At 69.3% G+C, this 24,498-nt stretch carries 22 protein-coding genes; 8 read left to right on the top strand and 14 right to left on the bottom strand.

Annotated features, from left to right (window positions below; translation table 11 throughout):
- Position 1: 1 nt before the first annotated feature.
- The 6 genes from KF837_25050 to KF837_25025 form a co-directional block, all read right to left on the bottom strand.
- Entirely contained in the window at positions 2-700 is a 699-nt protein-coding gene (locus KF837_25050) for a class I SAM-dependent methyltransferase (protein ID MBX3230610.1), read from the bottom strand.
- A gap of 194 nt (positions 701-894) precedes the next feature.
- Positions 895-1,047 carry a hypothetical protein gene (locus tag KF837_25045; protein MBX3230609.1) on the bottom strand — a complete coding sequence of 51 codons (153 nt, stop codon included), beginning with the start codon at positions 1,045-1,047 and terminating at the stop codon, positions 895-897.
- The gene (locus tag KF837_25040; GenBank protein ID MBX3230608.1) at positions 972-1,937 is read right to left on the bottom strand and encodes a GTP-binding protein; all 966 of its coding nucleotides are present in this window, start codon (positions 1,935-1,937) and stop codon (positions 972-974) included. Before KF837_25040 ends, KF837_25045 begins: the two co-directional genes overlap by 76 nt.
- A 319-nt stretch (positions 1,938-2,256) precedes the next feature.
- Positions 2,257-2,733, bottom strand: a complete 477-nt coding sequence (locus KF837_25035) for a hypothetical protein (protein MBX3230607.1) — start codon at positions 2,731-2,733, stop codon at positions 2,257-2,259.
- A 21-nt stretch (positions 2,734-2,754) separates the two neighbouring features.
- Positions 2,755-3,609: an SDR family NAD(P)-dependent oxidoreductase gene (locus KF837_25030; protein ID MBX3230606.1), complete on the bottom strand. Its 855-nt coding sequence runs from the start codon at positions 3,607-3,609 to the stop codon at positions 2,755-2,757.
- Between the two features lie 196 nt (positions 3,610-3,805).
- A complete protein-coding gene (locus tag KF837_25025) occupies positions 3,806-4,732 on the bottom strand; it encodes a hypothetical protein (GenBank protein ID MBX3230605.1) in 927 nt (308 codons plus the stop codon).
- An 880-nt stretch (positions 4,733-5,612) separates the two neighbouring features.
- On the opposite strand from KF837_25025, the gene KF837_25020 reads away from it, so the two are divergent.
- Positions 5,613-6,050 carry a GNAT family N-acetyltransferase gene (locus KF837_25020; GenBank protein MBX3230604.1) on the top strand — a complete coding sequence of 146 codons (438 nt, stop codon included), beginning with the start codon at positions 5,613-5,615 and terminating at the stop codon, positions 6,048-6,050.
- Between the two features lie 221 nt (positions 6,051-6,271).
- The gene (locus KF837_25015) at positions 6,272-6,937 is read left to right on the top strand and encodes a hypothetical protein (protein MBX3230603.1); all 666 of its coding nucleotides are present in this window, start codon (positions 6,272-6,274) and stop codon (positions 6,935-6,937) included.
- Positions 6,938-7,190: 253 nt separating this feature from the next.
- Here the strand turns inward: KF837_25015 and KF837_25010 are convergent, their stop codons facing one another.
- Positions 7,191-9,299, bottom strand: coding sequence for a M13 family metallopeptidase (locus tag KF837_25010; GenBank protein MBX3230602.1), 2,109 nt, complete (start codon positions 9,297-9,299; stop codon positions 7,191-7,193).
- A 374-nt stretch (positions 9,300-9,673) separates the two neighbouring features.
- Between KF837_25010 and KF837_25005 the strand changes: the two genes are divergently transcribed.
- Complete coding sequence (locus KF837_25005; protein MBX3230601.1) at positions 9,674-10,642, top strand: trypsin-like serine protease; 969 nt, start codon at positions 9,674-9,676, stop codon at positions 10,640-10,642.
- Positions 10,643-10,678: 36 nt separating this feature from the next.
- Here KF837_25005 and KF837_25000 read toward each other — a convergent pair whose 3' ends face one another.
- A complete protein-coding gene (locus tag KF837_25000) occupies positions 10,679-10,870 on the bottom strand; it encodes a hypothetical protein (GenBank protein ID MBX3230600.1) in 192 nt (63 codons plus the stop codon).
- Positions 10,871-11,059: 189 nt separating this feature from the next.
- On the opposite strand from KF837_25000, the gene KF837_24995 reads away from it, so the two are divergent.
- On the top strand, positions 11,060-12,082 hold the full coding sequence (locus tag KF837_24995; protein MBX3230599.1) for a hypothetical protein: 1,023 nt from the start codon (positions 11,060-11,062) through the stop codon (positions 12,080-12,082).
- A 235-nt stretch (positions 12,083-12,317) separates the two neighbouring features.
- Here the strand turns inward: KF837_24995 and KF837_24990 are convergent, their stop codons facing one another.
- The 5 genes from KF837_24990 to KF837_24970 form a co-directional block, all read right to left on the bottom strand.
- Positions 12,318-12,815 carry a hypothetical protein gene (locus KF837_24990; GenBank protein ID MBX3230598.1) on the bottom strand — a complete coding sequence of 166 codons (498 nt, stop codon included), beginning with the start codon at positions 12,813-12,815 and terminating at the stop codon, positions 12,318-12,320.
- 302 nt (positions 12,816-13,117) lie between these two features.
- Positions 13,118-13,360, bottom strand: a complete 243-nt coding sequence (locus KF837_24985) for a hypothetical protein (protein MBX3230597.1) — start codon at positions 13,358-13,360, stop codon at positions 13,118-13,120.
- Between the two features lie 26 nt (positions 13,361-13,386).
- The gene (locus KF837_24980; protein MBX3230596.1) at positions 13,387-13,611 is read right to left on the bottom strand and encodes a hypothetical protein; all 225 of its coding nucleotides are present in this window, start codon (positions 13,609-13,611) and stop codon (positions 13,387-13,389) included.
- A gap of 361 nt (positions 13,612-13,972) precedes the next feature.
- Positions 13,973-14,899, bottom strand: coding sequence for a CHAP domain-containing protein (locus KF837_24975; protein ID MBX3230595.1), 927 nt, complete (start codon positions 14,897-14,899; stop codon positions 13,973-13,975).
- Between the two features lie 136 nt (positions 14,900-15,035).
- The gene (locus tag KF837_24970) at positions 15,036-16,283 is read right to left on the bottom strand and encodes a sigma 54-interacting transcriptional regulator (GenBank protein ID MBX3230594.1); all 1,248 of its coding nucleotides are present in this window, start codon (positions 16,281-16,283) and stop codon (positions 15,036-15,038) included.
- Positions 16,284-16,347: 64 nt separating this feature from the next.
- On the opposite strand from KF837_24970, the gene KF837_24965 reads away from it, so the two are divergent.
- Positions 16,348-17,226, top strand: coding sequence for a serine/threonine protein kinase (locus KF837_24965; protein MBX3230593.1), 879 nt, complete (start codon positions 16,348-16,350; stop codon positions 17,224-17,226).
- On the opposite strand, the gene KF837_24960 is transcribed toward KF837_24965, so the two are convergent.
- Positions 17,212-18,408, bottom strand: coding sequence for a metallophosphoesterase (locus KF837_24960; GenBank protein ID MBX3230592.1), 1,197 nt, complete (start codon positions 18,406-18,408; stop codon positions 17,212-17,214). The two genes, KF837_24965 and KF837_24960, sit on opposite strands and share 15 nt — an antisense overlap.
- A 435-nt stretch (positions 18,409-18,843) precedes the next feature.
- On the opposite strand from KF837_24960, the gene KF837_24955 reads away from it, so the two are divergent.
- The 3 genes from KF837_24955 (at position 18,844) to KF837_24945 (ending at position 24,485) form a co-directional block, all read left to right on the top strand.
- Positions 18,844-20,259, top strand: coding sequence for a serine/threonine protein kinase (locus tag KF837_24955; protein ID MBX3230591.1), 1,416 nt, complete (start codon positions 18,844-18,846; stop codon positions 20,257-20,259).
- 116 nt (positions 20,260-20,375) lie between these two features.
- Positions 20,376-21,239 carry a hypothetical protein gene (locus KF837_24950; protein ID MBX3230590.1) on the top strand — a complete coding sequence of 288 codons (864 nt, stop codon included), beginning with the start codon at positions 20,376-20,378 and terminating at the stop codon, positions 21,237-21,239.
- 1,914 nt (positions 21,240-23,153) lie between these two features.
- Entirely contained in the window at positions 23,154-24,485 is a 1,332-nt protein-coding gene (locus KF837_24945) for a hypothetical protein (protein MBX3230589.1), read from the top strand.
- Positions 24,486-24,498: the final 13 nt, after the last annotated feature.

Genomic DNA, 24,498 nt, shown 5'->3' with positions numbered 1-24,498 from the left:
CTCAGGGGCGCGTGCCGACGACGATGTACTGGTCGGGCAGGCGCGTCGGCGACACGCTCGCGGTGAGGCCGCCCGCCGCGAGCTCGCGCACGACCTTCTCGGGCTCGAGGCGGTGGTGCTTCGGCGGGCCGTGCGACGCGTCGAGCGTGAAGTCCACGATGACGACGCGTCCGCCCGGCTTGAGCGCGTTGCGGAGGCGCGTCGCGTAGGCCTCGCGGTTCGGGATGTGATGCCACACGTCCACGAACAAGATGCGATCGAGATCGACGACGCCGAGGTCGTCCGCCGGCACGACCGTGGGTTGCACGTTCGTGAGCTTCTCGCGCGCGACGCGCTCCTTCATGTAGCGGACCATGTCGGGCTCGACGTCGAGCGCGTAGACGACGCCCTTTTCGCCGACGGCGCGCGAGAGGTGGGGGATGAAGTAGCCGGTGCCGGCGCCGACGTCGGCGACCTTCATCCCGGGCTGGAGCTCGAGCGCGGCGACGACGTCTTGCGGCTTCTGCCACTCGTCGCGCGCGGGATCGTCGAACTTCGGCGCCCACTCGTCCGCCTTCTCGAAGCGGTGGACGAGCGTGTGGTGTCCGCCGTGGTGGTCCTCGGCCTTCGGCGGTGACGCCGTGGGCGCCGCGGGCGGCGGCGGCGAAGAAGAGCAGGCGACGAGGAGAGCGGAGAGGGCGAGGAGCTTTTCGGAGGTCACGGAGGCATGCAGCCTAGATCAGTCCGCGCCCGCGTCCTTCACCTTCTTCACGGGCGGGTCGAGCGCGAGCTCGGGCGTGGAGGCGCATTCCCCGCCCCGCGGGTGCGAGGCGGGGATGCGGGGTGAGCGTCACGCGCGCGCGAGGATCGAGCGGGCGACGGAGGCGGGCACCGGTTCGTAGCCGGCGAGCTCCATCACCGCGGAGCCGCGTCCGCTCGTGAGGTCTCCGTCACCTCTTCGCGTTGCTCGGCGTGGAGGCGGAACATCCGGCTCACGCGCTCACGGACGTCGCGCGGCATGAGGCGGACCTCGTCGCCGGCGCGGAGGACGCCGGCGTAGACGCGCACGAACGTGAGGAGCCCGGCGTTCTTGTCGGCGACCGACTCGAAGGCGAGGGCGGTGAGCGGCTCGTCGCTCCGGTCCGCGGGCGCGGGCAGGTACGCGACGACGGCGTCGAGGAGCTGCTGGATCCCGCGGTTCGCGAGCGCGGAGCCGCGGAGGACGACGAGGAGCTCGCGCTCGAGCGTGCCCTTGCGGAGCGCGCGTTCGAGGGCGAGGGGCTCCACCGGCGCTCCCTTGCAGAAGGCGGCGAGCACCTCTTCGTCGACGTCGGCGCACGCCTCGACGAGACGCGCGTGCGCCTCCTCGAGCCGAGCGCGATCGACGGCGGCGACCTCGCGGGTGCGGAAGGCGCGCCCGTCGTCGCTCTCGAAGACGATGCTCGTCTCGCGGACGACGTCGAGGAGGACGCCGTCTTCGCCGGGCATCGTGACGAGCACCGGCCGCGCGCCGAGGCGCTCGCGGACGTCGGCGAAGCACATCTCGACGTCGGCGCCGGCTTGTCGATCTTGTTGATGAAGGCGAGGCGCGGCACGCGGTGACGATCGGCCTGCCGCCAGACCGTCTCGGACTGGCACTCGACCCCGGCGCTCGCGTCGAGCACGAACACCGCGCCGTCGAGGACGCGGAGGCTCCGCTCGACCTCGATCGTGAAGTCGATGTGCCCCGGTGTGTCGATGAGCTGGACGCGGTGCGCGACGCCTTCGTTCGCGCCGCAGCCCGGCGTCCACGACACGGAGGTCGCGGCGGCGGTGATGGTGATGCCCTTGTCGCGCTCTTGCGCGAGGTGATCGAGCACGGTGTTGCCTTCGTGCACCTCGCCCGGCGCGCGGATGCGCCCGGTGAAGAACATGATGCGCTCGGCGCAGGTCGTCTTCCCCGCGTCGATATGGGCCATGATGCCGATATTACGGATTCGTGTAATCGGGATATCTCGAAGCATGGACGTGTCCTCACGTCAGGGGCTTTCGCCCCCGACACCCCACCCCAGAACACGCTGTCGCGGCCGCGTTCTGAGGCCTCGGGAACCGAAGGAACGCGCCTACGCGCCTTTCGAGCGCGAGCGCGAAAACCGGCTGTGAGCGAAGCCGGCCTCTTCGGGAAGACGTAGCGATACGTCGACGCTCAGGGACCAGCTCCGCGGTCGGTCAAATGCGGTGATCACCGGCGCGAACATGGTCTCGAGACTATGATCGCCGGACGCGCTCGGCAAGGCGTCACTCGGTTACGTCGCGATGGAACGTGATGCCGCGCGCGATCATGACCCACTCGGTGCCGGACTTCTTCGGCGGCTGGGTGACCGCGATCGTGAAGTCGATGCCGAGCCGGACGAGGATGTCGTCGCCCTTGAACGCGGCGATCGGCGCGGTGAGCTCCTGCTTCGAGCCGCCCTCGTCCTGCTTGAAGTGGATCCCCCCGTCGGCGGCGATGTCGAGCGCGCTCTTGCCGCTCGTGCTCCGCCACGCGCCGACGTAGTCCTTCTTCGGACCGGCGAGCTCGCTCACGACCTCGGGCGGCGACACGAGGACGAGCCCGCCTTCGGCGATGTTCTCCTTCACGTCCTTCACTTTGTGGCCGACCCAGATGCCGGCCGCGGCGCACGTGCCGAGGAGGAGGAGGAAGACGACGCCGACGACGATGAGCACGATCGCGGTCGTGCTGAGCCCCTTCTTCTTCGCCGGCGCCTGGTTCATCGCGCGAGCATACCGCGCCCCTCACCAGTCGATACGCTCCTCGTCGCGGAAGAACCCGCCGGTCGGCCCGCCGCTTCCGTCTCCGGTCGGCCGGTCGCTTCCGTTTCCGCTCTCGCTCTCCCTCTCGCTTCCGCGCGGGAGCAGCGCGAGCCATGACGGCGTGCGAGCGCCTTCGGCGGGGGACCGCGGCGCGCTCGCTCCGCCCATGTCGGTGCGGACCCAGCCGGGGCACGCGGCGTTGACGAGGATGCGGCGCGGATCGTTCGCGAGGTCGCGCGCGAGGATGCGGACGTACGCGTTCATCGCGACCTTCGAGACGCTGTACGCGTTGCCTGGCCAGCCGCGCTTGCGGTAGTCGCCGGACGCGACGTCGGCGACGAAGCGATCCGCGAACGCGACGAGCTTCGCGCGGTCGAGGGAGGGGCTCATCACCTCGTCGCGGAGCGCGGGTCCGAGGCAGTCGACCGTGCCCATGCCGCTCGAGACCATCACGACGCGCGCGTCGCGCCGGAGGACCGGGAGCAGCTCGTCCGTGAGCCGCATCGTTCCGACGAAGTTCGCGTCGAGCGTCTTCCGCGCGACGTTCGCGTCGAACCCATCGAACGAGGCGCCCGCGTTGTTCACGAGGACGTCGAGGCCGCTGCCCTTCAGCGCGGCAGCGACCAACCCGACGTCGCGCTCGGAGGTGACATCGAGCACCACGAGCTCGCTCCGCCCACCACGCTCGCGGATCGCCCGCACGACGCGCTCCCCGCGCCCCCGATCGCGTCCAGCGACGACGACGTGCACCCCATGCTTCGCGAGCTCGTACGCGATCGCTTCCCCGATCCCACGCGTCGCCCCGGTAACGAGCCCCGTCCTGTGCCCCGCCGCCATCTCCATCACCACCGACTACTGTAGCGATCGCGCTTCCCCGCGGCATCGTCTGTCGACGGTGCCGCCTCGCCGGCAGCGTGTCGACCGTGCTGTCTCTTCGGGGCAGTGTCTGTCGACGGTGCAGGCTCGGTGTTGACGGCGCGACTCGGTGGTAGGTGTCTGTCGATGGTGCGGGCTTGACGGTTGGTGACCGGGCTCAGTGGCAGGTGTCGACGGTCGCGATGTCGTAGCGGCCGCCCCACACGGGGCAGGCGTCGTTTGGCTGCGCGAGGATGGGGGCGCCGTCGAGGTTCTTCGCGAGCGCGCGTGGCGTGCCGCCGGTGAGGGGGAGCGCGAAGACCATTGCGTCTTTCCGGCCCGGCGGGCTCGCGGACCAGTCGAAGGTCTGCGATTGCGCCCAGTAGAGTGACTTCGAATCGGAGACGAGCGAGTAAGGCTGCACGTCGTTGGACTCGCCGAGCGTCGCGACGTCGCGGACCGCGCCGCCGGTCGTCTTCACCGCGTGGATGGTCCAGGCCGCGGGTGAGCCGCCTTTGTCGGCCCAGAAGATCTCGTCGCCCGAGAGCGTGATGTCGCGCGCGGCGCCGGCCATCTGCGCGAGCTCGGTCACCGCGCCGTGCGGCTTCGCCTCGACGCGAATGAGGAAGCTGCCTTTTTGCCCTTCGGGCAGCGAGCGGTCGCTCCCGTGGAAGTAGACGAAGCCGTCCTTCACGATGATGCCGCTCCCGCCGCGCGGGCCGTCGTAGACGGTCTCGGGCGCGCCGCCCGTCTTGGCGACGCGCTTGATGAGGGCGCGGTCGACGTTGCCCGACGTCCAGTAGACGTGGGTGGCGTCGACGTCGATGTCGCCCGGAAAGTCCACGCGCTCGCGGACGAGGATGTCCCAGCGCCCACCTTCCTGCGGGATGCGGAGGATCTGTCCATCCTCCACGAAAAAGACATATTTATCGTCGAGCGCGATATCGCCGAGCTGGTCCATCGGCTGAGCGCGCCCCTTCCACAGGACCTTGGAGGTTCCCCCCGCGAGGGGGATTGAGCGAAGCTCGATGTTCTGGAAGTCGGTGAAGAAGATGGTGTCGCCGCTGCGCGCGATGGCAGCGGCGCTGTTGGTAAGCGACTGCAAGCTACGAACGGGCGACGCTGCATGGACCTCGTCGCTCGAAGAAGGATCGGAAGAAGAAGCGTCAGGCGAAGAGGAAGCGGAGCAAGCGACGGCAAGGGAAAGGAAGGCGACCAGCGCAGTCCGACTCGTCATGCCGACCCTCATCGCACATCGCGTTCCAAGGCTCCAATGTCCCACGTCGTCCCACATTCCCGAAAGATGCGCGAAAACACTCGCGATTCCATTGCGCAAACTGGATCCTCCGAGACCCAGAGCGGATCCGGACAAGTGACACGCCCCCGGCGCGCATTGCGCAACTCCTCGCTCGCCACATCCCCCACCGAGCCCCAACGCCGGTCACCGCACCCTCCCACCACTCCGCGCGCCCCAGGTCGGCGCCATCGCTCCGCGGCCCACGCCGTCGCCATCCCTCGTCGCAGCCTCGCCGTCGTGATCGCTCGTCGCGGCCTCGCTTCATCGCTCCGCGGCCTCGCTTCATCGCGCCGGTGCCGCGGTCTCGCTTCATCGCTCCGCGGCCACACCGGCTTCATCGCTCGTCGCGGCCTCGCTTCATCGCTCCGCGGGCTTGCGTCATCGCGCCGGTGCCGCGGTCTCGCTTCATCGCTCCGCGGCCACGCCGTCGTGAACGCTCGTCGCGACTTCGCCGTCGTGAACGCTCGTCGCGGCCACGCCGTCGTCATCGCGTCGCGGGCTTGCGTCATCGCGCCGGTGCCGCGGTCTCGCTTCATCGCGTCGCGACTTCGCCGTCGTGATCGCGTCGCGGCCTCGCCGTCATCTCGCTTCATCGCGGCCGCCCTCCCCGCGCCACGTGCTCCTTGTCACTCCGCGTTCTCCTTCATCGCGCGGCCCACCGCTTTCCGCTCCGCGCTACGCTGGGTGCATGTTGATCCGGAGGCTGACGCCGAACGATGTTGCAGTGCTCGAGCGACTCGCGGAGGAGGATCCGGACGACGATGACGATGACGACGACGCGCCCGCGCCCGGGTCGGCGGCGGCGTTGCTCGCCGATCCGAGCGTGCTCGTCTGGGGGGCCTTCGACGGCGAGGTGCCGATCGGAATGCTTCACTGCGTGACGATCCGTAAGCATGCAGCGCGTCCGCTCGAGCTCCTCCTCTACGACGTCGGCGTGCGGGAGCGCGATCGACGACGCGGCGTCGGGCGTGCGCTCCTCGATGCGATGCGCGCGTGGATGAAGGAGCACGCGGTGAGCGAGGTCTGGGTCCTCGCGGACAACGCGGGCGCCGTCGCGTTCTACGAGTCGTGCGGCTTCGCTCGCGGCGACGCCGAGCGTGCAGTGTACATGACGCGTGAGAACTGACCGCTCGCGCTCGCGCTCGCGCCCCAGCACCGTGCGCCGACGCCGCGCCCGCATCATGTCTCTCCTACGTTCGAGCTCGCGTCGCTCTCGATCGGCGGAGCTGCCCGCGCGAGGACGGCGATCCGAGGCGTGCGTGCGCTCGAGCTCGCGCGTGAAGCGGCTTGTTTTCAGGGCTCTCCTCACGTTCGCGCGACGGAACGATGAATGCAGCAAGAATCTGCATGTATCGTTCGATCGTCATCATCGCTGCGGTCGCGCTGCTCGGCGCATGCCGCAAGGAATCAGAGCCACAAGTCACGACCACGACGGCAGCCACCACGACCGCGCCGGGGGCCGCATCCGAGAGCGCCTTCGCGCGTCAGGATGCGACGACCCCGCGTGGGGGCGTCATCAGCGGCGTCGGCGGTATGGAGCCCGAGTACCCCGCGCCGGCTGCGCTGGACGACGGTCCTGCTGCGACTGTTCCTGGTCCGCCGCGCGCTCCGAGCGGACCGATGCAAGGCATGGCTCCACCCAAGCTCGCACCAGTGCCCGGTGAGTCGGCCGCGGCGGGTGGCGCAGCGGGGACGCGCGGCGACCAGCGCGAATACCCGACCGGGCCGCGCCCCACGCGCGACAATCCCTCGCACGGCGGCAGCTCCGACGTCGGCAACCAGAGCACCGGCGCAGGCGCCTCACAGTCAGGCGGCTCACAGAGCGGCGGCTCCCAAGGCACCACCGGCCCCCGTCCCGGCAACATTCCCACCGGTGGCACACAGAACAGCAGCGGCAACGGCGCAGAAGGCAGCGCCGGCGCAGGCGCAGGCGGCAGCGGCGCGGGTGGCAGCGGCGGAGCAGGCGGCAGCGGCGCGGGTGGCAGCGGCGTGGGCGGTGGCGGTGGAAGCTGAGCGCCGGCGCTGAACGTGAAGACCCGATGTGCCCAGCGAGCTGGACGCGCCGGGTTCCTCAACCGCGCGGAAGCGTCGTGCCTGATCGCAAGACTCGACGCGCGCGAGGCGGGCCGGCGGAAGCTGAGCGGTCGAGTCTGAGCGCACGTGGCCCGAAGCTGCTTGCGCCTCGAAACGTGAAGACACGAAGACCCGACGCGTCGAGATGGACGCGTCGGGTCTCCTCACGATGCGGTGACGTCGTGTGTCGCCGTTACCAGATCTTCACGCGCTTCTCCGGCGCGAGGTAGAGCGCGTCGCTCTCCTTCACGTCGAAGGCCTTGTACCAGGCGTCGTGGTTGCGGACGATGCCGTTGGTTCGGTACATCGCGGGCGAGTGCGGGTCGGTCGTGACCTGATTCTTGAGCGCCTCGTCACGATAGACGGAGCGCCAGACCTGCGCGTAGCCGAGGAAGAAGCGCTGATCGCCGGTGAACCCATCGATCGTCCCCGCCGGCTTGCCGTCGAGCGAGAGCTGGTACGCCTTGTACGCGACGTTGCTGCCGCCGAGGTCGCCGATGTTCTCGCCGAGCGTGAGACGGCCGTTGACCTTCACCCCCGGGAGCGGCTCGTACTGCGAGTACTGATCGGCGAGCGCGTCGGTGCGCTTCTTGAACGCCTCGAGGTCCGCGGGCGCCCACCAGTTGCGGAGCACGCCCTTCGCGTCGGACTTCGAGCCCTGATCGTCGAAGCCGTGGCCCATCTCGTGGCCGATGACGCTGCCGATGCCGCCGTAGTTCACCGCCGCGTCGGCCTCCGGATCGAAGAACGGAGCCTGGAGGATCGCGGCCGGGAACACGATCTCGTTGAAGACCGGGTTGTAGTATGCATTGACCGTCTGCGGGGTCATGCTCCACTCGTCCTTGTCGGTGGGCTTGCCGAGCTTCGCCTTCTTGTATTCGTGGTGCCAGAGGCTCGCCTTCCGGTCGTTGCCCCACGCGTCGCCCGCGACGACCTCGAGCGACGAGTAGTTCTTCCACTTCACCGGGAACGCGATCTTCGGACGGAACGCGGCGAGCTTCTCGAGCGCCGCCTTCTTCGTCTCCGCCGTCATCCAGTCGTTGCCCTCGATCCGGATGCCGTAGGCCTTGCGGATGTTCTCGATGAGGCGGTCCATCTCCGCCTTCGCCTTGGGCTGGAAGTAGCGCTGGACGTAGATCTCGCCGACCGCCTCCCCGAGCGCGCCGTTCGTCGAGGAGACGGCGCGCTTCCAGCGCTCACGCTGCTGCGGCTGACCGGAGAGCACCTTGCTGAACTCGAAGACCTCCTGATCGAGCGCCTTCGGCAGCACGTCCGCGCTCGCGCGCAGGAAGTGGAACGTGAGGTACGCCTTCCACGTCGCCACCGGCGTCGAGGCGAAGAGGTCCGCGAGCTTCGGGATCGCGTCGAGCTCGCCGACGATCACGTCCTTCTGATCGCCGTAGCCGATCGTGTCCATGTACAGCTTCCACGGGAACTTCGCGGCGTCCTTCTGGAGGTCGGCGACGCTCTTCGGGTTGTACATCTTCTCCTTCTCGCGACGAGCCGCGCGCGCCCAGTGGAGCTCCGCGATCTTCGTCTCGAGCGCCATCACCGCCTTCGCGTCGGCGGCGTCCTTCTTCGCGTCCTTCTTCTTCTCGTGCGAGAAGGCGAGGACGTTCGCGATGTGCTGCTCGTACTTCTCGCGCGCGGTCTTGAACTTCTCGTTCGAGTAGTACTCCTTGTCGGGCATGCCGAGGCCGCCCGCGCCGACGTGCACGACGCAGCGATCGGGGTTCTTCTGATCGAGCGTGACGCCCATGCCGATCGGGCCCGGGAGCGGGAGGTCGGGGCGCGCCATGAGCTTGGCGATGTCGTTGATGTTCTTCGCCGCCGCGATCGCGTCGAGGCCGGGCTTGGCGGGCGCGAGGCCCTTCTTCTCGATCGCGTCGGTGTCGAGGTAGGTGGCGTAGTAGTCGCCGATCTTCTGCGCGTTCGAGCCCTTCTCGTTCTTCGCCTTCGCGATCTCTTCGAGGATCTTGTGGACGTTCCCGTCCGACTCCTCGCGGAGCTGATCGAACATGCCCCACTTCGACTTGTCGGCGGGGATCTGGTTCTCCTTCATCCAGGTGCCGCCGGCGTACTGGTAGAAGTCGGCGCCGGGCTTGACCGAGGTGTCCATGCCCGCGGTGTCGACGCCGAACTTCCCGAGCTTCGGCTTGCCGTTGTAGGTCGAGACCGGAGGCTGCGCGGCCTTCGCCTCGGCGGCCGAGTTGTTCTCGGGCGTGACCGGCGGCGGAGTGGAGTCGCCGCACGCGACGGCGGCGAGGATGAGGACGGACGAGACGGCAGAACTGCGAATCATGAGGCACCCGTTAGTGAGGTCGTCGGAAGGCCGCAAGCGAGGACGCGGACGATGGAGGATCACCGCCGAGGCGGAAAGGTTCGCGGGCTGGGTGGAAAAAGCTCCACCCGATGCATGCATGATGCACACAATTGCGGTCGATTTTCGCCCCCTCCTGATGGCTGGAGGCGTCAATGTAGGTGGATCGGCGCCTAGCCACGCACGATTGCGCTACCCGTCGTTTCGACGGCATTTCCGGGGTATCGCCAAGTGAAGCGACAATGTGGGCGCACGTACACAAACAGGTGTTTCAGTAGCAAAAACACGCATATCTGCAGGTTTGAGACGCGCTTGTAAGGTGGTGAATGCCCCCGGACAGGGGAAGGTGCCCGCGCATGAAGGCCCCTCTCCTCGTTGCGACGTGCGCTGCGATCGCCCTCGCGGCGATCGGCTGCGCGGCCGAGGGTGAGAGGGAGCAGTCCGAAGACGTCGCGACGAGCACCGACGCCGTCGTCGGCGGGGCGGCGGAGACCGGGCACGCGTACGTGGTCGGGGTCGGCAGCGCGGCGCGGGCGTCGTGCAGCGGGACGGTCATCGGGAAGCGCACCGTGCTCACCGCCGGTCATTGCTACGGCTTCAACGGTTCGGGCACGAAGGCCATCTACATCGGCAACAAGACGAGCGGCGCGGACGTCGTGAAGATCGCCGTCGTCGAGGCGATCCGTCACCCCGGGTACGCCGTCGTCGATCGCAAGCTCACGAACGACATCGCGATCCTGAAGCTCGCGTCGGACGCGCCGATGCAGCCCGCGCCGCTCTTCCGCGGGACGATGGACAACTCCCCGCGCTTCGTCGGCCCCAAGCTCACGTGGGTCGGCTTCGGCGACGACGTCTCGAGCACGAGCGCGTTCGGCACGACGGGCTTCGGCACGAAGCGCATCGCGCGCTTCCCGATCGACGTCGTCGGCGCGGCGCAGGTCGGCGGCACGCCCGGCACCATCGACGACACGATGTTCTGGTACCACGTGCCCGGCCTCAGCATGTGCCACGGCGACTCGGGTGGTCCCGCGTTCCTCGTCGAGAACGGCGTCGAGCACCTCATCGGCGTCACGTCGTTCGGCGATCCCGGCTGCCGGAGCGACGGCGTGCAGGCGCGCGCGGACGCTCCGCAGATCGCGGCGTTCATCCAGCCGCACCTCGACGCGTTCGAGGCCGACGACGCGTGCCGCTCCGATGGCGTGTGCAACGAGTCGTGCAACGCGGAGGGGCAGGTCGTCGATCCGGACTGCCACGAAGCGCACGCGGCCGCGGACGGCGTCTGCTCCGAGGCGGCCGAGGACGATCCCGACTGCGCCGCGCGCTGAGCGAAGCCGACCGAACCTCACCGAGCGCGATCGCCGCTACGCCTCCGCGGCCGTGGCGACGGCGACGGGGCGCGAGAGGACGCGCACGTTCGCGCCGCGCGCGGTCAGCGTCTCCGCTGCCGAGAGCGCCTGCTCGAGGGTGGGGAAGCGTTCGGGGGCGCTCCCGATCGCACGTACGATCCAAGTCTCGCCGACCGGGACGACGTAGTAGAGGGTGTCGCGTCGCATCGCGCGTCCTCCGGCAAGGTCGATACCAATTCGGATTCGTCGAACGAATCACGACCACGTGAACCTCACGCCACGCCGCCGACGTGACGAATGTCATCGCCGGCGCCGCTACCAGGACGAATTGCCACGATCGCGAGGCGCCAAGTGCGCGGAACCTGGCCTGGGGATAACTCGTGCATCGCGCGAGGAGTGGCGGCAACCGATCACGGCGTGGAGGGCGCGCTCGAGGAGCTCTACGCGAGCGATCCGGCGCAGTTCACGAAGACGCGCGATCGGCTCGCGAAGGACCTCGCGGCCGCGGGCGACGCGGAGGGCGCCGCGGCGATCAAGTCGCGTCGCAAGCCGACGCAGATCGCGTGGGTCCTCAACACGCTCACGCGCAAGCATCCGGACGACATCGCAGACCTCGTCGACATCGGCCGCGAGCTCGCGCGCGAGCAGCGCAAGGCGCTCCGCGGCGAAGCCGCGACGGGCCTGCGCGCCTCCATCGAGCGGCAGCGCAAGGCGATCCTCGCGCTCGCGCAGAAGACGAGCGCGCTGATGAAGGATCTCGGCGTCGACCCCGGCCACCTGGACGAGGTGACGAGCGCGCTGCACGCCGCGGTCGCCGACCCGATCGTCGGCGCGCAGGTAGAGGAGGCCCGCCTCGACCGAGCGCCAGAGGCCGCCGTCGGCTTCGGCGCACCGATGGCCTCGCCGCCCGCGGCTGCGAAGAAGGAGGCGCGCGAGGAGAAGGAGCGCGAAGCGAGAGCTGCCGCGAAGGACGGGGCTGCGGCGAAGAAGGCCGCCGCGAAGGTGGCGCGTGAGGAGAAGCGCGAGCGCGAAGCGAGAACCGCCGCGAAGGAGGCCGCGGCGAAGGCGGCGCGTGAGGAGAAGGCTGCGGCGGCGAAGGCGCGTGAGGAGGAGAAGGCTGCTGCGGCGAAGGTGGCGCGTGAGGAGAAGGTTGCTGCCGCGAGGGAGATGGCGGCGAAGGTGCGGGCGGGGAAGGAGCGTGCGGCGCACGCGAAGGCGCTCGCTGTCGCGAAGGCCGAGGCGAACGTCGCGGCCGCGGCGGCGACGAAGGCGCAGCGCGCCGCGGAGCGCGCGGAGAAGGAGGCGCGTGCCGCGATCGAGCGCGCGAAGGAGCTCGCGAGCAAGGCCGCCGACCTCGGCGCCGCGGCCGAAGCCTCAGCTAAGGCGGTCACGCGTCTCGAAGCGAACGCGCCGACATGAGCGGCTCGCCGCCGCGGCGGCGTCTTGTGGGAAGCTCCGGCGTGCTCTTCGCCCGACGCCTCGCACACGCGCAAGGACGACGGCTTGGCGAGACGTTGCTTCTCTTCGTCGTGTGGCGATCGTCGGCTGCACGGGCATCGTCGTCGACGCAAAGGATGCCTCGGCGCATGTTCTTGCCGATCGCCACGGCACGCGCCGCCGTGTTCGAGCCCGCCGCGAAGAAGGGCGCTTGTGCTCAGCTCTTCGTGAGCGGCGCGTTCTCCGTGAATGCGCAGGTGTAGCCGGTGGGGGAGCCGCTCTTTTCGCGCTCGTCGAAGGTTGCTTGCAGGTTGAACGTCGCGGTCTTGCCGTCGGGGCCGAGCTCGAAGGTGCTCGCGCCCGAGAACGTGTACGCGTGATCGTATTTGTCGTTGAACGCGACCTTGCACGTGTTGCCGGAGACGAGGGTGGCCTTCTTGTCTGCGACCTTCGCCTTCAAGGTGCAATCGGCCAGGCTGTTGCTCGTGAGCACGACGTCAGCGCTCGCGTCGGGGGACTTCGCGACCGTCCAGGTCAGCGCGACGTTCTGCTTGTCGCCGATCTGATCGGCGATGAGGCATTCGCTCACCGTCTGCGTCGCCGTCGTCGTCGTCCACGTGCCGATGAACGCCGTCGCGGCGGGATTTTCGTCGCCGTCGTCGCCGCCGCACCCCGCGAGCAGACCGAGCAGAAAGGAAAGAAGAAGAGCTCGCATCCCCACGAGCGTACCGCGACCCGCACAACCCGCGGAACCTCGAGTCGCTCGAGCTCGTCCTCGGCATCGAGCGGCCGGTCGACGGCCCGGGGGCTCTTCACGTCATCGCTGTAGTTCAGAGCGCTCAGGCATGCGAATGAAGGGGCGCTCGCGTGCGCGCCCAAGGCGTGAGGAGGAAGGGGCGAGGGCCCAGGCGTGAGGAAGAAGGGCCAAGGGCCCAGGCGTGAGGAAGAAGGGTGAGGGGCCCAGGCGTGAGGAAGAAGGGCGACGGGCCTCGGGCCGGATTGAAGCGCGGCGTGGGGTCAGCGGGCCATCGCGACGCCGACCGCTGCAGCGCCTGCGCCGGCGGCGAGGCCCGCGGCGTCTGTCGGAAGGACGCCGATCGATGTCAGGAAGCCGACAGCGACGAAGCCCGCGCCAGCGAGGTACGTCACCAGCCAACGCCGGCGCGCGTCGCGGGCGCCTTCCTCGAGGCCCTCGAGATACGAGGACACGCGATACTCCGCCGGACATGCCTCGTTCGCGATGATCTCTTCGCGGCTCATGGCTCCGCGAAGTGCATCGCGCGTGCCTACGCCGGGCCGAGGAAGCGCGCCCGGACTTCGAGCTTCGTGCCAGCGCCCGTCTGCACGATGATGCTCTGCGGATCGACGCCGAGGCCCGTCTGGACGACCTCCACCGTCTCCCCCTGCGCGAGCGGCGTCGGGATCGCGTTCGCGCTCGTGCGTAGCTCGCCCTTCTTCACCTCGGTCGACCAACCGATGCAGTCCTCGAGCACGCGCCGCTGTTCCGCCATGCCCCGCAGCGTAGCAAGCCTCCGTCGCACGCCGCGCTGTTCTCTTCCCATTGGCACCGTCCACCTTTCGACGCGCCGCGCCGAGGCAGCCGATCCCGACCTCGCGCGAGACCGAGCCGGCGGTAGCCGAGCTCCGTCTCCGGAGCCTCCGCGCTCGTGCACCCCGCGACGCCGGCGCCCGCGCCGCTGATGTCGACCCTCGCGCGCGCGTTGCACGCGGGATCGAACACGCACGACGTCGAGTGCATCGGCCAGGCGCCCGAGTCGATCTGCCAGATGCCACGATCGACGCTGCCGTCGCCGTTGTCGTGCACCGCGAGCACGACTCGCGCGCACGGGACCCCCGCACGCGCGAGCGCCCTCATCCGCCGCACACGTCGTTGAGGCCGTTCGGCATGCGACGGCATCCGTTCGCGCACCGTTCGACGGGGGTGATGACGCCATTTCGGCAATCGAAGAGGACATTCGAGCTCCCCGACACCCCATTACCTCCGCAGTAATGCCCATTACCAAGTGGGCAATGGGCGTTCGTGCGGCAGCGGTCGTTCTGGCCGTCCGGCATCCACTCGCAGCCCATCGAACAGCGCTGCTCCAGCGTCGGGCGGCCTCCGGTGCAACGATACAGCGCGCCCTTGTCCGTGCCGGCGCCGTTGCCCCCGCAGTAGAGACCGTCGCCGAGCCCGCACGTACCCGTCGCGCTCGACGTTCCTCCCGAAGAGCCGCCGGAGCCCGAGCCCGAGCCCGTGTTCGCGTTCGCGCTGATGAAACACGCGGCGCCGCCGTTGCCGGTCAGCGTGCGCGTGCCGTTCGCCGACCACGCGCCGTTCTGCTCGACGATCTCGAGGCCGCCCGGCACCACGCGCTTGATCACCGCGACGTGTCCCCACGTGTTCGTGCGCCACACGACGAGGTCGCCGCGCTTCGGCTGATAGCCGTCGCCGACCCAGTGCGTCTTCGTCCCCGCCGGGTTCGAGGCGCACATCTGCGCGGCGTACGCGACCGGCCACACGGGCGTGATCCCGTAGACCTGATTCATGTAGCGCTGCGCGTACTCGACGCACTGGTAGCGCAGCGTGCCGAGCGCCGTCACGCCCGCGCACGACTGGCCCGTCCCCTCCGCCCAGCCGTTCGAGTACGCCCACACCCCGTCGATCTCGTTGAGCGGCGTCCCGCACGCGGGCATCACGATCGCCGCGCTCGTCGAGCCGGCCTCCTCGTCCGTCGGCGCCGCACAGGCCGCCGCGAGCGGCACGACACACCCGATCATCAACCCAAGGATTCGTTTCATCATCAGCCTCCGCCCACACGCACATCAAGCTGCGTACCTGTGCGTGAGCGCGGAGATCTGCGCAGCGAGAGGCGCCGCGGACGTAGGAAATGACGGATCGCGCGGGTGACGGCTGTCCGCCACCCGGCGTCGCGCGTCAGCCCTCGTCGCGGAGGCCGTGCCGCTTGAGCAGATCGCGCAAGCTCTGTCGCTCGATCCCCGCGAGCGCCGCCGCGCGCGACACGTTCGTGCCCGAGCGCGCGAGGAGCCGCGCGAGGTAGTCGCGCTCGAACTCGTCGACGATCGTGCGCTTCGCCTCCTTGAACGGCTCGATCGGCGCGTCGATCATGCGCTCGAACGCGACGTCGTCCGCCGTCACGCTCCCGCCCTCCGCGAGGCGCGCCGCGCGCTCGACGATGTGGCGCAGCTCGCGCACGTTGCCGGCGTAGTTGCGGCGCACGAGCGTGTCGAGCGCGCCGGCGTCGATCGCGCGGACGACCTCCTCGCCCTCCGGGATGAGCGTGAGGAAGTGCTGCACGAGCGGCTTGATGTCCTCCGCGTGCTCGCGCAGCGCCGGCAGCTTCACGCGCGCCTTCGCGAGCTGGAGGTACAGGTCTTCGCTGAACCCACCGCCGTTGACGAGCTCGCGCAGGCGGCGCGACGTCGAGCAGAGGAACCGCACGTCCTCCTCGTGCTCCGCGATCGCGACGCGCAGCTTCTCTTGCAGGTCCGGCGAGAGGACCGCGATCTCGTCGAAGAACATCGTGCCGCCCGCCGCGGCGGTGAACACGCCGTCCGGGCCGCGCGCGAACAACGCCGCGGCGACGTTCGGCGCGAGCGCGACGCAGTCGACGACGATGAACGCCTTGTCCTTCCGCGGGCCGTTCTCGTGCAACGCGCGCGCCGCGATGCTCTTGCCGGTGCCGGGCTCGCCCTCGAGCAGCACCGGATCGTGCGACGCCGCGAGCCGCTCGAGGTGCGCATAGGTCTCGCGCATCACCGCCGACGCGCCGACGAGCGGGCCGAACGCCGTCGCCTTCGAGCGCCGCGGCGGCGCGGGCGGACCGAGGTCCACCACCAGCGTCGTGTCGCCGATGCGGAGCTGCGACCCCGCCGGCACCACCGCGCGCTCGACCGCGACCTCGCCGAGCCAGGTCCCGTTCGTGCTCCCGAGGTCCTTGACGATCACGCCTTCGTCGGTCGCGTCGAGCTCGGCGTGGAACTGCGAGACCTTCGGATCGGCGACGCGGATCTCGACGCCGTCGGCGCGTCCGATCACGACCGGCCCCGCCGCGCTCTCCTCGCTCTTCGCTCCTCCGGGACCGGCCTCGATCCGTACGACGAGCCCGCGTCGTACCGAGGTCGAAGGGTCCGTCTTTCGTGCCGCGATCGTGCGGGTGCTCATGGGCGGAGCATACCTGCATGGCGCGAGCCAACGGCGGCGAGAAGCGAGCTACGCTCCGCTGCGCGTGAAGCGCTATCGCATCGAACGACTCCTCGCGAGCGGCGGGATGGCCGACCTCTACCTCGCGCGCGACGGCGCAGGTCAGGAGGTCGCGATCAAGCGCGTGAAGGAGCACCTCCAGGACGAGGCCGATCTCCTCGAGATGTTCCTGCGCGAGGCGGAGATCGCCGCGCGCCTCCGTCATCCCAACATCGTCGAGGTCTGCGAGGTCGGCGAGGAGGACGGCCTCCCGTACATCGTGATGCCGCGCCTCTTCGGCCGCGATCTCCGCTCCGCCTCGGGGCTGGGTCCGCGCGAGGCGTGTCTCGTCGGCGCGGGCGTCGCGCGCGGCCTCGCGTACGCGCACGGCCTCCGCGACGAAGCGGACCAGCCGTACGGCATCGTCCATCGCGACGTCTCGCCGACGAACATCTTCGTCACGCGCGGCGGAGAGGTGAGGCTCCTCGACTTCGGCATCGCGAAGACGAACCGCTTCGCGACGGCGACGGGTCTCATCCGCGGCAAGGCGGGCTACATGGCGCCGGAGCAGCTCTCGGGCCTCGCGGTCGACGCGCGCACGGACCTCTTCGCGCTCGGCGTCGTGCTGTGGGAGCTCCTCGCGAGCCGCCCGCTCTGGCGCGCCGCGACGGAGACCGGCGTCGCGCGCGCGGTGATGGAGGAGTCGGCGCCGCCGATCGAGCAGCTCTGTCCCGCCGCGGCGGGTGACCTCGCGCGTCTCGTCGCCCGCCTCGTCGCCAAGTTCCCGGCCGCGCGCCCGACCTCGGTCGACCGCGTCGCCGACACGCTCGAGGAGCTCGCGAAGCGGCACGGCTCGGTCGACCCCGGCGCCGAGCTCGCGCACGCGCTCTTCACACACCACTCACATCACTCACACCGCGGCTGAGCGATGCACGCGGAGGACCGTCTCCTCCGCCGGCACGCCGAGGCGGAGCGGGAATCCATAATGGCCAGTCCCGCTGTGCACGTACATCCGATCGGTGCCGCGCGCCCAGAAGCCATGATCGGGAATCCGAATGCCAAATAGGCGCAAGAACGTCCACGAGAGCCCGAGGCTCACGAGCCCAACCTGTCCGCCGTGCGTGTGACCGGAGAGGACGAGGTCCCCTTCGCCTTCGGGGAGGTGCTTGAAGGCGCCGGGATCGTGCAAGAGGATGACGCGCGTGGCGCCCGTCACGCGCGGATGACGCGCGCAGACCTCGCGCATGTGCTCTTCGCGGTCGCGCCACACGAAGTCCATTCCGAGGATCTGGACCGGCCCTGCTTCGGTGTCGACGACGACGCTCTCGTCGACGAGGAGCGGAATGCCGTTCTCCGCCATCGCGCGTTTCACGATCGCGGGCGCCTCGTGATCGTGATTCCCATTGCACGCGAACACGCGGCCCGGCAGCGCGCGGAGCGGCTCGAGCGCATTGAGCAGGAGGTCGGGATCGCTCTGCGACTCCATCGTGAGGAAGTCGCCGGTGAGGAGCACGAGGTCCGGCTTGGCCGCGACCGCGCGCTCCGCGATGCGCCGCAGTCGCTTCACCGACATGAACGGCCCGAGGTGTGGGTCGGAGATCTGGACGATGCGGAGCGGCCGCTCTTCCCGCGCGCCGCCGTGCGGGTGCGGGCGCACGGTCTCGACGCGCATCCCGTCGAGCGACACGTCGACCTCGCGCCGCTTCGTGGTGAGCGACTGCAGGAGGCCGACGCCGGCGAGCGCGTAGGGGATCCACGGCCCCCACGGCTCGAAGCCGAGCCCGCGAAGGACCGCCCACGGCATGCCGAGCAGCGTGCCGCCGATCATGAACGCGGCCGGCCAGCTCACGAGCACCCGATACGCGAGCCCCCGCATCCGCGGCCGCACGAGCCCGAGGAAGTTGAGGTATGCGGTGACGTGGAACGCGCCGAACACGACGAGCCCATACGGCAACTTCGCGAACGCCCCCGCGAGCCCGAGCGCGCTCAGCGAGTAGATGCCGCCGAGCACGCCGACGAACGTCGCGAACAGCCGGTTGCGGACGACCCACGCCGCCAGCACGACCGTGGCCCACGCAGCCGCGGTAAGTCCGCCGAAGAGACCCATTCCGAGCAATGTACCCCGCTCACTCCGATGCCGCGTCCTACGGGTTGGTCGCGCTCACGCGCGGCTCAGCCTCGCGTGCCCTTCCCGAGGCGAGCGAACGCGTAGGAGGTAGAAGCCGCGTAGCGTGGAGGAGCGGTGTCGTTGGCCTCGCCGCGTACCAGCGCCGCATGTTTGAAGAGCATGCCTGGCCCCTCGACCCGGATTCTCCTCGCGCCCTGACATCCGGCGCGAGGTCTCCCATGAGCAAGAGCAGCGAGACGCACCTCGTGGCGGCGTTCCCGTCGGCAGCTTCGGCTTCGCCTGCTGCCCACGCATCGTAGATCCTGTCGCCGTAGGGCTCGTCCTGCGGCGCGGCGCCGATCAGAACGACGTGCAGCTGCGGGCCGCCCGCGGAAATCGAAGGCAATCGTGGAGCCCGTGTATACTGCTCGGGAGATGGTTGACGAGGCGCGTGTCGAGGGCGACGGCGAGGGATTCGCGCCGAACCAGCGGCTGCCGGGGACCAAATACGTCATCGTGCGCGTCGTCGGCGAGGGCGCGATGGGCGTCGTCTACGAGTGCATCAAGCACCCGGGCATCCGCTGCGTCGTCAAGGTGATGCGCTCGTACCTGACCAAAGACGCGGATCAACTGCGACGCTTCCGCAGTGAGGTCCGTGCGCTCGCGGAGCTCGATCATCCCAACATCGTGCGCGTGTTCGATTACGACGTGCTGGCGGACGGGACGCCGTTCTTCGCGATGGAGCTCCTCCACGGCCGGTCGCTGCGCGAGGTCCTGGCCGAGCGCAACACGCTTCCGCCGCGCGTCGCGGCGAAGATCATCCGCCAGCTCCTCTCGGCGCTCGACTGCGCGCATCTTCACACGCCTCCGCTCGTGCATCGGGACGTGAAGCCGGACAACGTGTTCCTCCACTCGCCGAAGAACGACGAGTCGACGGTGAAGCTCCTCGACTTCGGCGTCGCGACGGTCTCGCTGCGCAACACCTCGATGGCGGGGACGTGGGGCTACATGGCGCCGGAGCAGTTGCTCGGTCAGCCGGTGACGGCCCGGACCGACGTCTACGCGGCCGCGGTGCTGCTCTTCGAGATGCTGGCGGGGAAGCTCCCGTTTCACACGAACGACCTCGACGCGATGGCGCAGGCCACGCTCCACGCGGTCCCGCCGCGCCTGTCGGAGCTGTTGCCGTGGGTGCCTCGCGCGGTCGACGACGCGGTCGCGTCGGCGTTGGAGAAGGACCCTGCGAGACGTCCACCGAGCGCGGCGGCGTTCGCGCGTGAGCTCGCGGAGCTGGACCGCGACGACCTCGACGCCTCGAACGCATCCCTCGCGCTCGGCGGCGTCGTGCCGTTGAACGCGCGCACCGAGGCGTCGCTCACCGCCATCGTCAAGGCGGTGGAGGTCGGCGCCCCGGAGCCGAGCGCTGCGCACGACCGTGCTCCTCGTGAGCCGAGCGCGCCGTTCTCGTCGTCGGTGCTCCCGCGGACGGTGTGGTTTCGGAAGAGCACGACGGCTGCGATCGTGGCGGGCTCGGTCATCGGGCTCGGTGGCGCGGCGCTGATCGTGGCATTCGTGCCTCGGCCAGCACCGGCGACGCGCACGTCGGCTGCGCCGTCGCCGTCGCCTTCGCCTTCGCTTGCGCCCGAGCCTCCGTCGGCTCTGCCTCTCGCCGCCATCGCCGATGGTGGCTCCGAGCAAGTCCCGAGCGGAGAGGAGCCGCACGTCGTTTCGAGCGCCTCCGCGCCTGCTGCCTCGGTCGTCGCGCCCCCCTCCACGTCCGTGCGGCGACCGGCGGCGCCACCGGCCAGCGCGTCGAGCTCGAACGCGCGTTTCGAACCCAGCATCGGAGACTGAGCGTGTCGCGACTTGGAGCCTATTTGCTTGTCGCCGCCCTGGTGGGCGCGCATGTTTCGTCCGCGGGTATCGCCGGTGCGGACGAGGACCCGCGGCGGGTCGAGGCGGAGACGTTGATGAAGGAGGGTCGCGCGCTCGCAGACCAGAAGCGCGAGGCCGACGCCTTCGAGCGATTCAAGAAGGCCTATTCGGTTTATCCGACCGCGAACATCCTGTTTGCGATGGCGACGTCCGAGCAGGTGCTCGGAAAATCCGTCGACGCGATTCGCCATTTCCGCCAGGCGATGAAGATGCCGACTCTTCATCCGAACAACCTCCAAAAAGGCAAGTCGTACGTCGCCGAGCTCGAAGCCAAGCTCGCGCGTCTCTCCGTGAAGGCGCCGGCCGGCGCCGCGTTGAGCATCGACGGAGCTCGGTACGAGGGCGCGCTCGACGAGCCGATCGACGTCGAGCCCGGCAATCACACGCTCGAGGCGACGCTCGGGGAGAAGCACGCGACGACGAAGGTGGCCGCGGTTGCGGGCAAGGAGGAGAGCGTCACGATCACGTTCCCGACCGACGCGCCCGCGCCGCCGCCGCCTCCTCCTTCCACGACGCTGCCACCCTCCGAACCGGAGCCGCGCTCCGACCGCGCGCTCTATTTCGTCGCGGGCGGCCTCGGCCTCGGCGCGATCGCGGGGGCGGTAGTGGGCGTCGTGTTTCACGGCCAGGCAACGAGCGCCGTCGACGATGCGCGGGCGCTTCCTGCCCTCGACTGCCGCTCGTCCGCGAGCCCCGACTGCGAGCGTGCGAGGCAGCTGCGTGACGATCGCGACAGCGCCGGCAACCTCGCGGGCGCCTCCTTCATCGCGGCGGGGGCGCTCGCGGCGGGAGCGGGAGTCGTCTTGTTCTTGGCGCTACGCGGTCATCGCGACGCGGCGACCCTATCTCCGCGCATCGCGCCGGGACTCGGCGGCGGAGCGCTTCGCTTGAGCTTCTGAAGGAGGGATTCGATGCGTCACGCGCGTCTCATCGGGTGCAGCTCTGTTGTCATCGTCGTCGGATTCCTCGGCTCATGCCGACCGGGCGACGACTGCGACTTCCGGCTCTGCGCCGTCGACACGACGGACGGCGGCGGAGATGGAGACGGAGACGGAGCGGGGGACGCCCGCGACGACGTCGTGGCCCCTCCGGGCTGCGACGAGGCCGCGGACGCCAATGCGCCGGCGGCTGTCCCGTGCGTAGAAAACTCCTTCGCCGTGTTCGTGAACGCAGCGACGGGCACCGATACGCCGGACGCGGGGACGAAAGAGAAGCCACTGAAGTCGCTGAACACGGCCGTCACGCGAGCCGCGGGCGCCGGGAAGCGTCGGGTCTACGCCTGCAACGCCGCCCCGTTCGAGGAAAACGTGAAGCTCACCACCGGAGTGAGCATCTACGGCGGTTTCTCGTGCGGAACCTGGAGCTACGAAGTAACTCCAACCCGCATCGCCCCGACGAACCCGGGATATGCGCTCCACGTCGACAACGTGGCTACGCGATTGGTTGTCTCGGATGTTGAGCTGACGGCGAAAGATGCAGTTGCGGATGGCGCATCGAGCATTGCGGTTTTCGTCAATGCATCGAGCAACGTCACACTCTTGCGGAGTACGCTCATTGCAGGTGCTGGCAAAGCCGGAGCGAAGGGCGAGGATGGTGTTGCGGGAAAGCTGCTCTCGACGAGCAAAGGCGGCGTCGCGGATACGCCGCCGTTTAGCCTTGAAGGAAACGCTGCAGCGGGTGCAGCCGCAGGAGCTGCGAAGGAATGCACCTGCGAGGGAACAGAGACGAAGACACTCGGAGCTCTTGGTGGTGGTGCACCAAACGGACCAGGGGCAACCGGAGAACCAAGAAGTCTTGGTTTGGGAGCTGGTGGGCAGTCCGGCGGCACGTGCCAGGAAATAGGTGCGGGTCGGGATGGTGCTCCTTCGCCGGCCGCGTCGCCCGCTCCTGGCTTGACCAAACTTGGAAAGCTCGAGGCGAATGGCTGGATGGGCGAGCGGGGACTGGATGGCGCGAATGTTGGAGGCCCTGGTCAAGGGGGTGGTGGTGGCAGAGGAGCCAATCCCCAAACCGGTGGTGGTGGCGGTTGTGGCGGATGTGGGGGCCTTCCGGGAATGGGCGGGCAAGCCGGCGGAGCAAGCCTATCCGTCATGCTGCGAAGCAGTCAGTTCACGATGATCGCGTCAAAAATATCCGCGGGTGGTGGCGGTAGGGGCGGTGACGGCGGCGCGGGAGGCGCTGGAGTCGATGGCGGACCGGGGGGCAACGGCGGGGGCGGTAGCGCATGCAGCGGAGGAACCGGCGGTCGTGGCGGTGACGGGAGCGCTGGCGGCGGCGGTGCGGGCGGCATCGTCGCGGGCGTGCTCTATCAAGGCATGCGTCCAACGCTCGACGCGGCAACGGAGAGCTCGATCTTCCACGGCGAGGCTGGGGCCGGCGGCACGGGGGGAGCGCCGGGAACCAACAATGGGCCGACGGGGCAGACTGGCGCCATTCTCGACGCGGAGGCACTCTAGATATTCGTCGTCGGGGCAAGGATCGCAGTGAGCGTCCGACCGGCCGATACGTGGGGCGACGTCGTCACGTCCTTACAGTAGTCTCGAAGCTCGATGCGAGCACGATTCAGACTTGGAAGCTACGTGGGGTGTGCGTTGCTCGCGGCGGTGTGGCTCGCGTGCGGGGCTGACGAGGAAGATGCCCGCGCCGGCGAACGTCATGCTGCCTGCTATCCGAACGGCACCTGTAATGCGGGCCTTCGGTGCGTTGATTCCGTTTGCGTCAACGACGTTATTGTCGACACTTCTGGGATGCATGATGCCGACGGTGCAGTCTTGCCTCCGCCAGGATGTGACGAAAGTGCAGACGCACGTTCGGTGGAAGCGGTCGCGTGCATCGTCGACTCCTTCGCCGTGTTCGTGAACGCAGCGACGGGCACCGATACGCCGGACGCGGGGACGAAAGAGAAGCCACTGAAGTCGCTGAACACGGCCGTCACGCGAGCCGCGGGCGCCGGGAAGCGTCGGGTCTACGCCTGCAACGCCGCCCCGTTCGAGGAAAACGTGAAGCTCACCACCGGAGTGAGCATCTACGGCGGTTTCTCGTGCGGAACCTGGAGCTACGAAGTAACGCCAACCCGCATCGCCCCGACGAACCCGGGATATGCGCTCCACGTCGACAACGTGGCTACGCGATTGGTTGTCTCGGATGTTGAGCTGACGGCGAAAGATGCAGTTGCGGATGGCGCATCGAGCATTGCGGTTTTCGTCAATGCATCTCAGGTGAGCTTCGTGCGAGCGAAGCTTGCGGCCGGAGCGGGGAAGCGGGGGCAGGACGGAGCTGGGGGAGTGGCGGGTGAGCTTGTCACTGTTGCACGCGTAGGCGGTGGCGAGAATGGTCCGCTCGTTCTCGATGGCTATGTCGGGGTCACGACCTCTGGTGGCAGTCCGAAGGAATGCACATGCCTCGGCAGTACGGGGAAGTCACGCGGCGGTGGCGGCGGCGCCGCGGGGAGTGTCGGCTCTCCCGGTACGCCTCCGCTGGGTGGAGGTGCTGGAGGCGCGTCGGCTGGGGGAGATAGCTGCTTACCGTCCCATGACGGCAAGGACGGCAACGGTGCTTCGGCGGCGGCGCCAGCGCCAAAGCTGACCAAGCTTGGAACGTTCGAAGCCGACGGATGGCTGCCAGCCGTTGGCCTTGAGGGGATCGGCTTCGGTGCCGTCGGACAGGGAGGAGGAGGGGCCGCAGGCAATGACAACGTCGGCGGTGGCGGTGGCGGGTGTGGCGGTTGCGGCGGAGGTCCTGGCAGTGGCGGTGGCGGTGGCGGTGCGAGCATTGCTCTCGCTTCCCGTGCGAGTCAGCTTCAATTGTTGGACTCGACGCTGTCGGCTGCGACGAGCGGAGACGGCGGGACGGGCGGAGCAGGCGGAGGCGGAAAGCTGGGGGGGGCTGGTGGGAATAGTGGAGGGGCGGCAGGGTGCGTTGGCGGGCGCGGCGGCAAAGGTGGTGACGGGAGCGCTGGAGGCGGTGGCGCGGGCGGAATCGTCGCGGGCGTGCTCTATCAAGGCGCGCGTCCGACGCTCGACGCGGCGACGGAGAGCTCGATCACCCACGGCGCGGCCGGGGCTGGCGGCACTGGTGGAGCGCCGGGGAGCAACGATGGCCCGGAGGGGCAGGCCGGCGCCGTCCTCGACGCGGAGGCGCTTTAGCGTTCGTCCCGAG

This window comes from Labilithrix sp. (assembly GCA_019637155.1).
GTDB lineage: Bacteria > Myxococcota_A > Polyangia > Polyangiales > Polyangiaceae > Labilithrix.
This window is presented reverse-complemented; position numbering and strand designations above follow the sequence as displayed.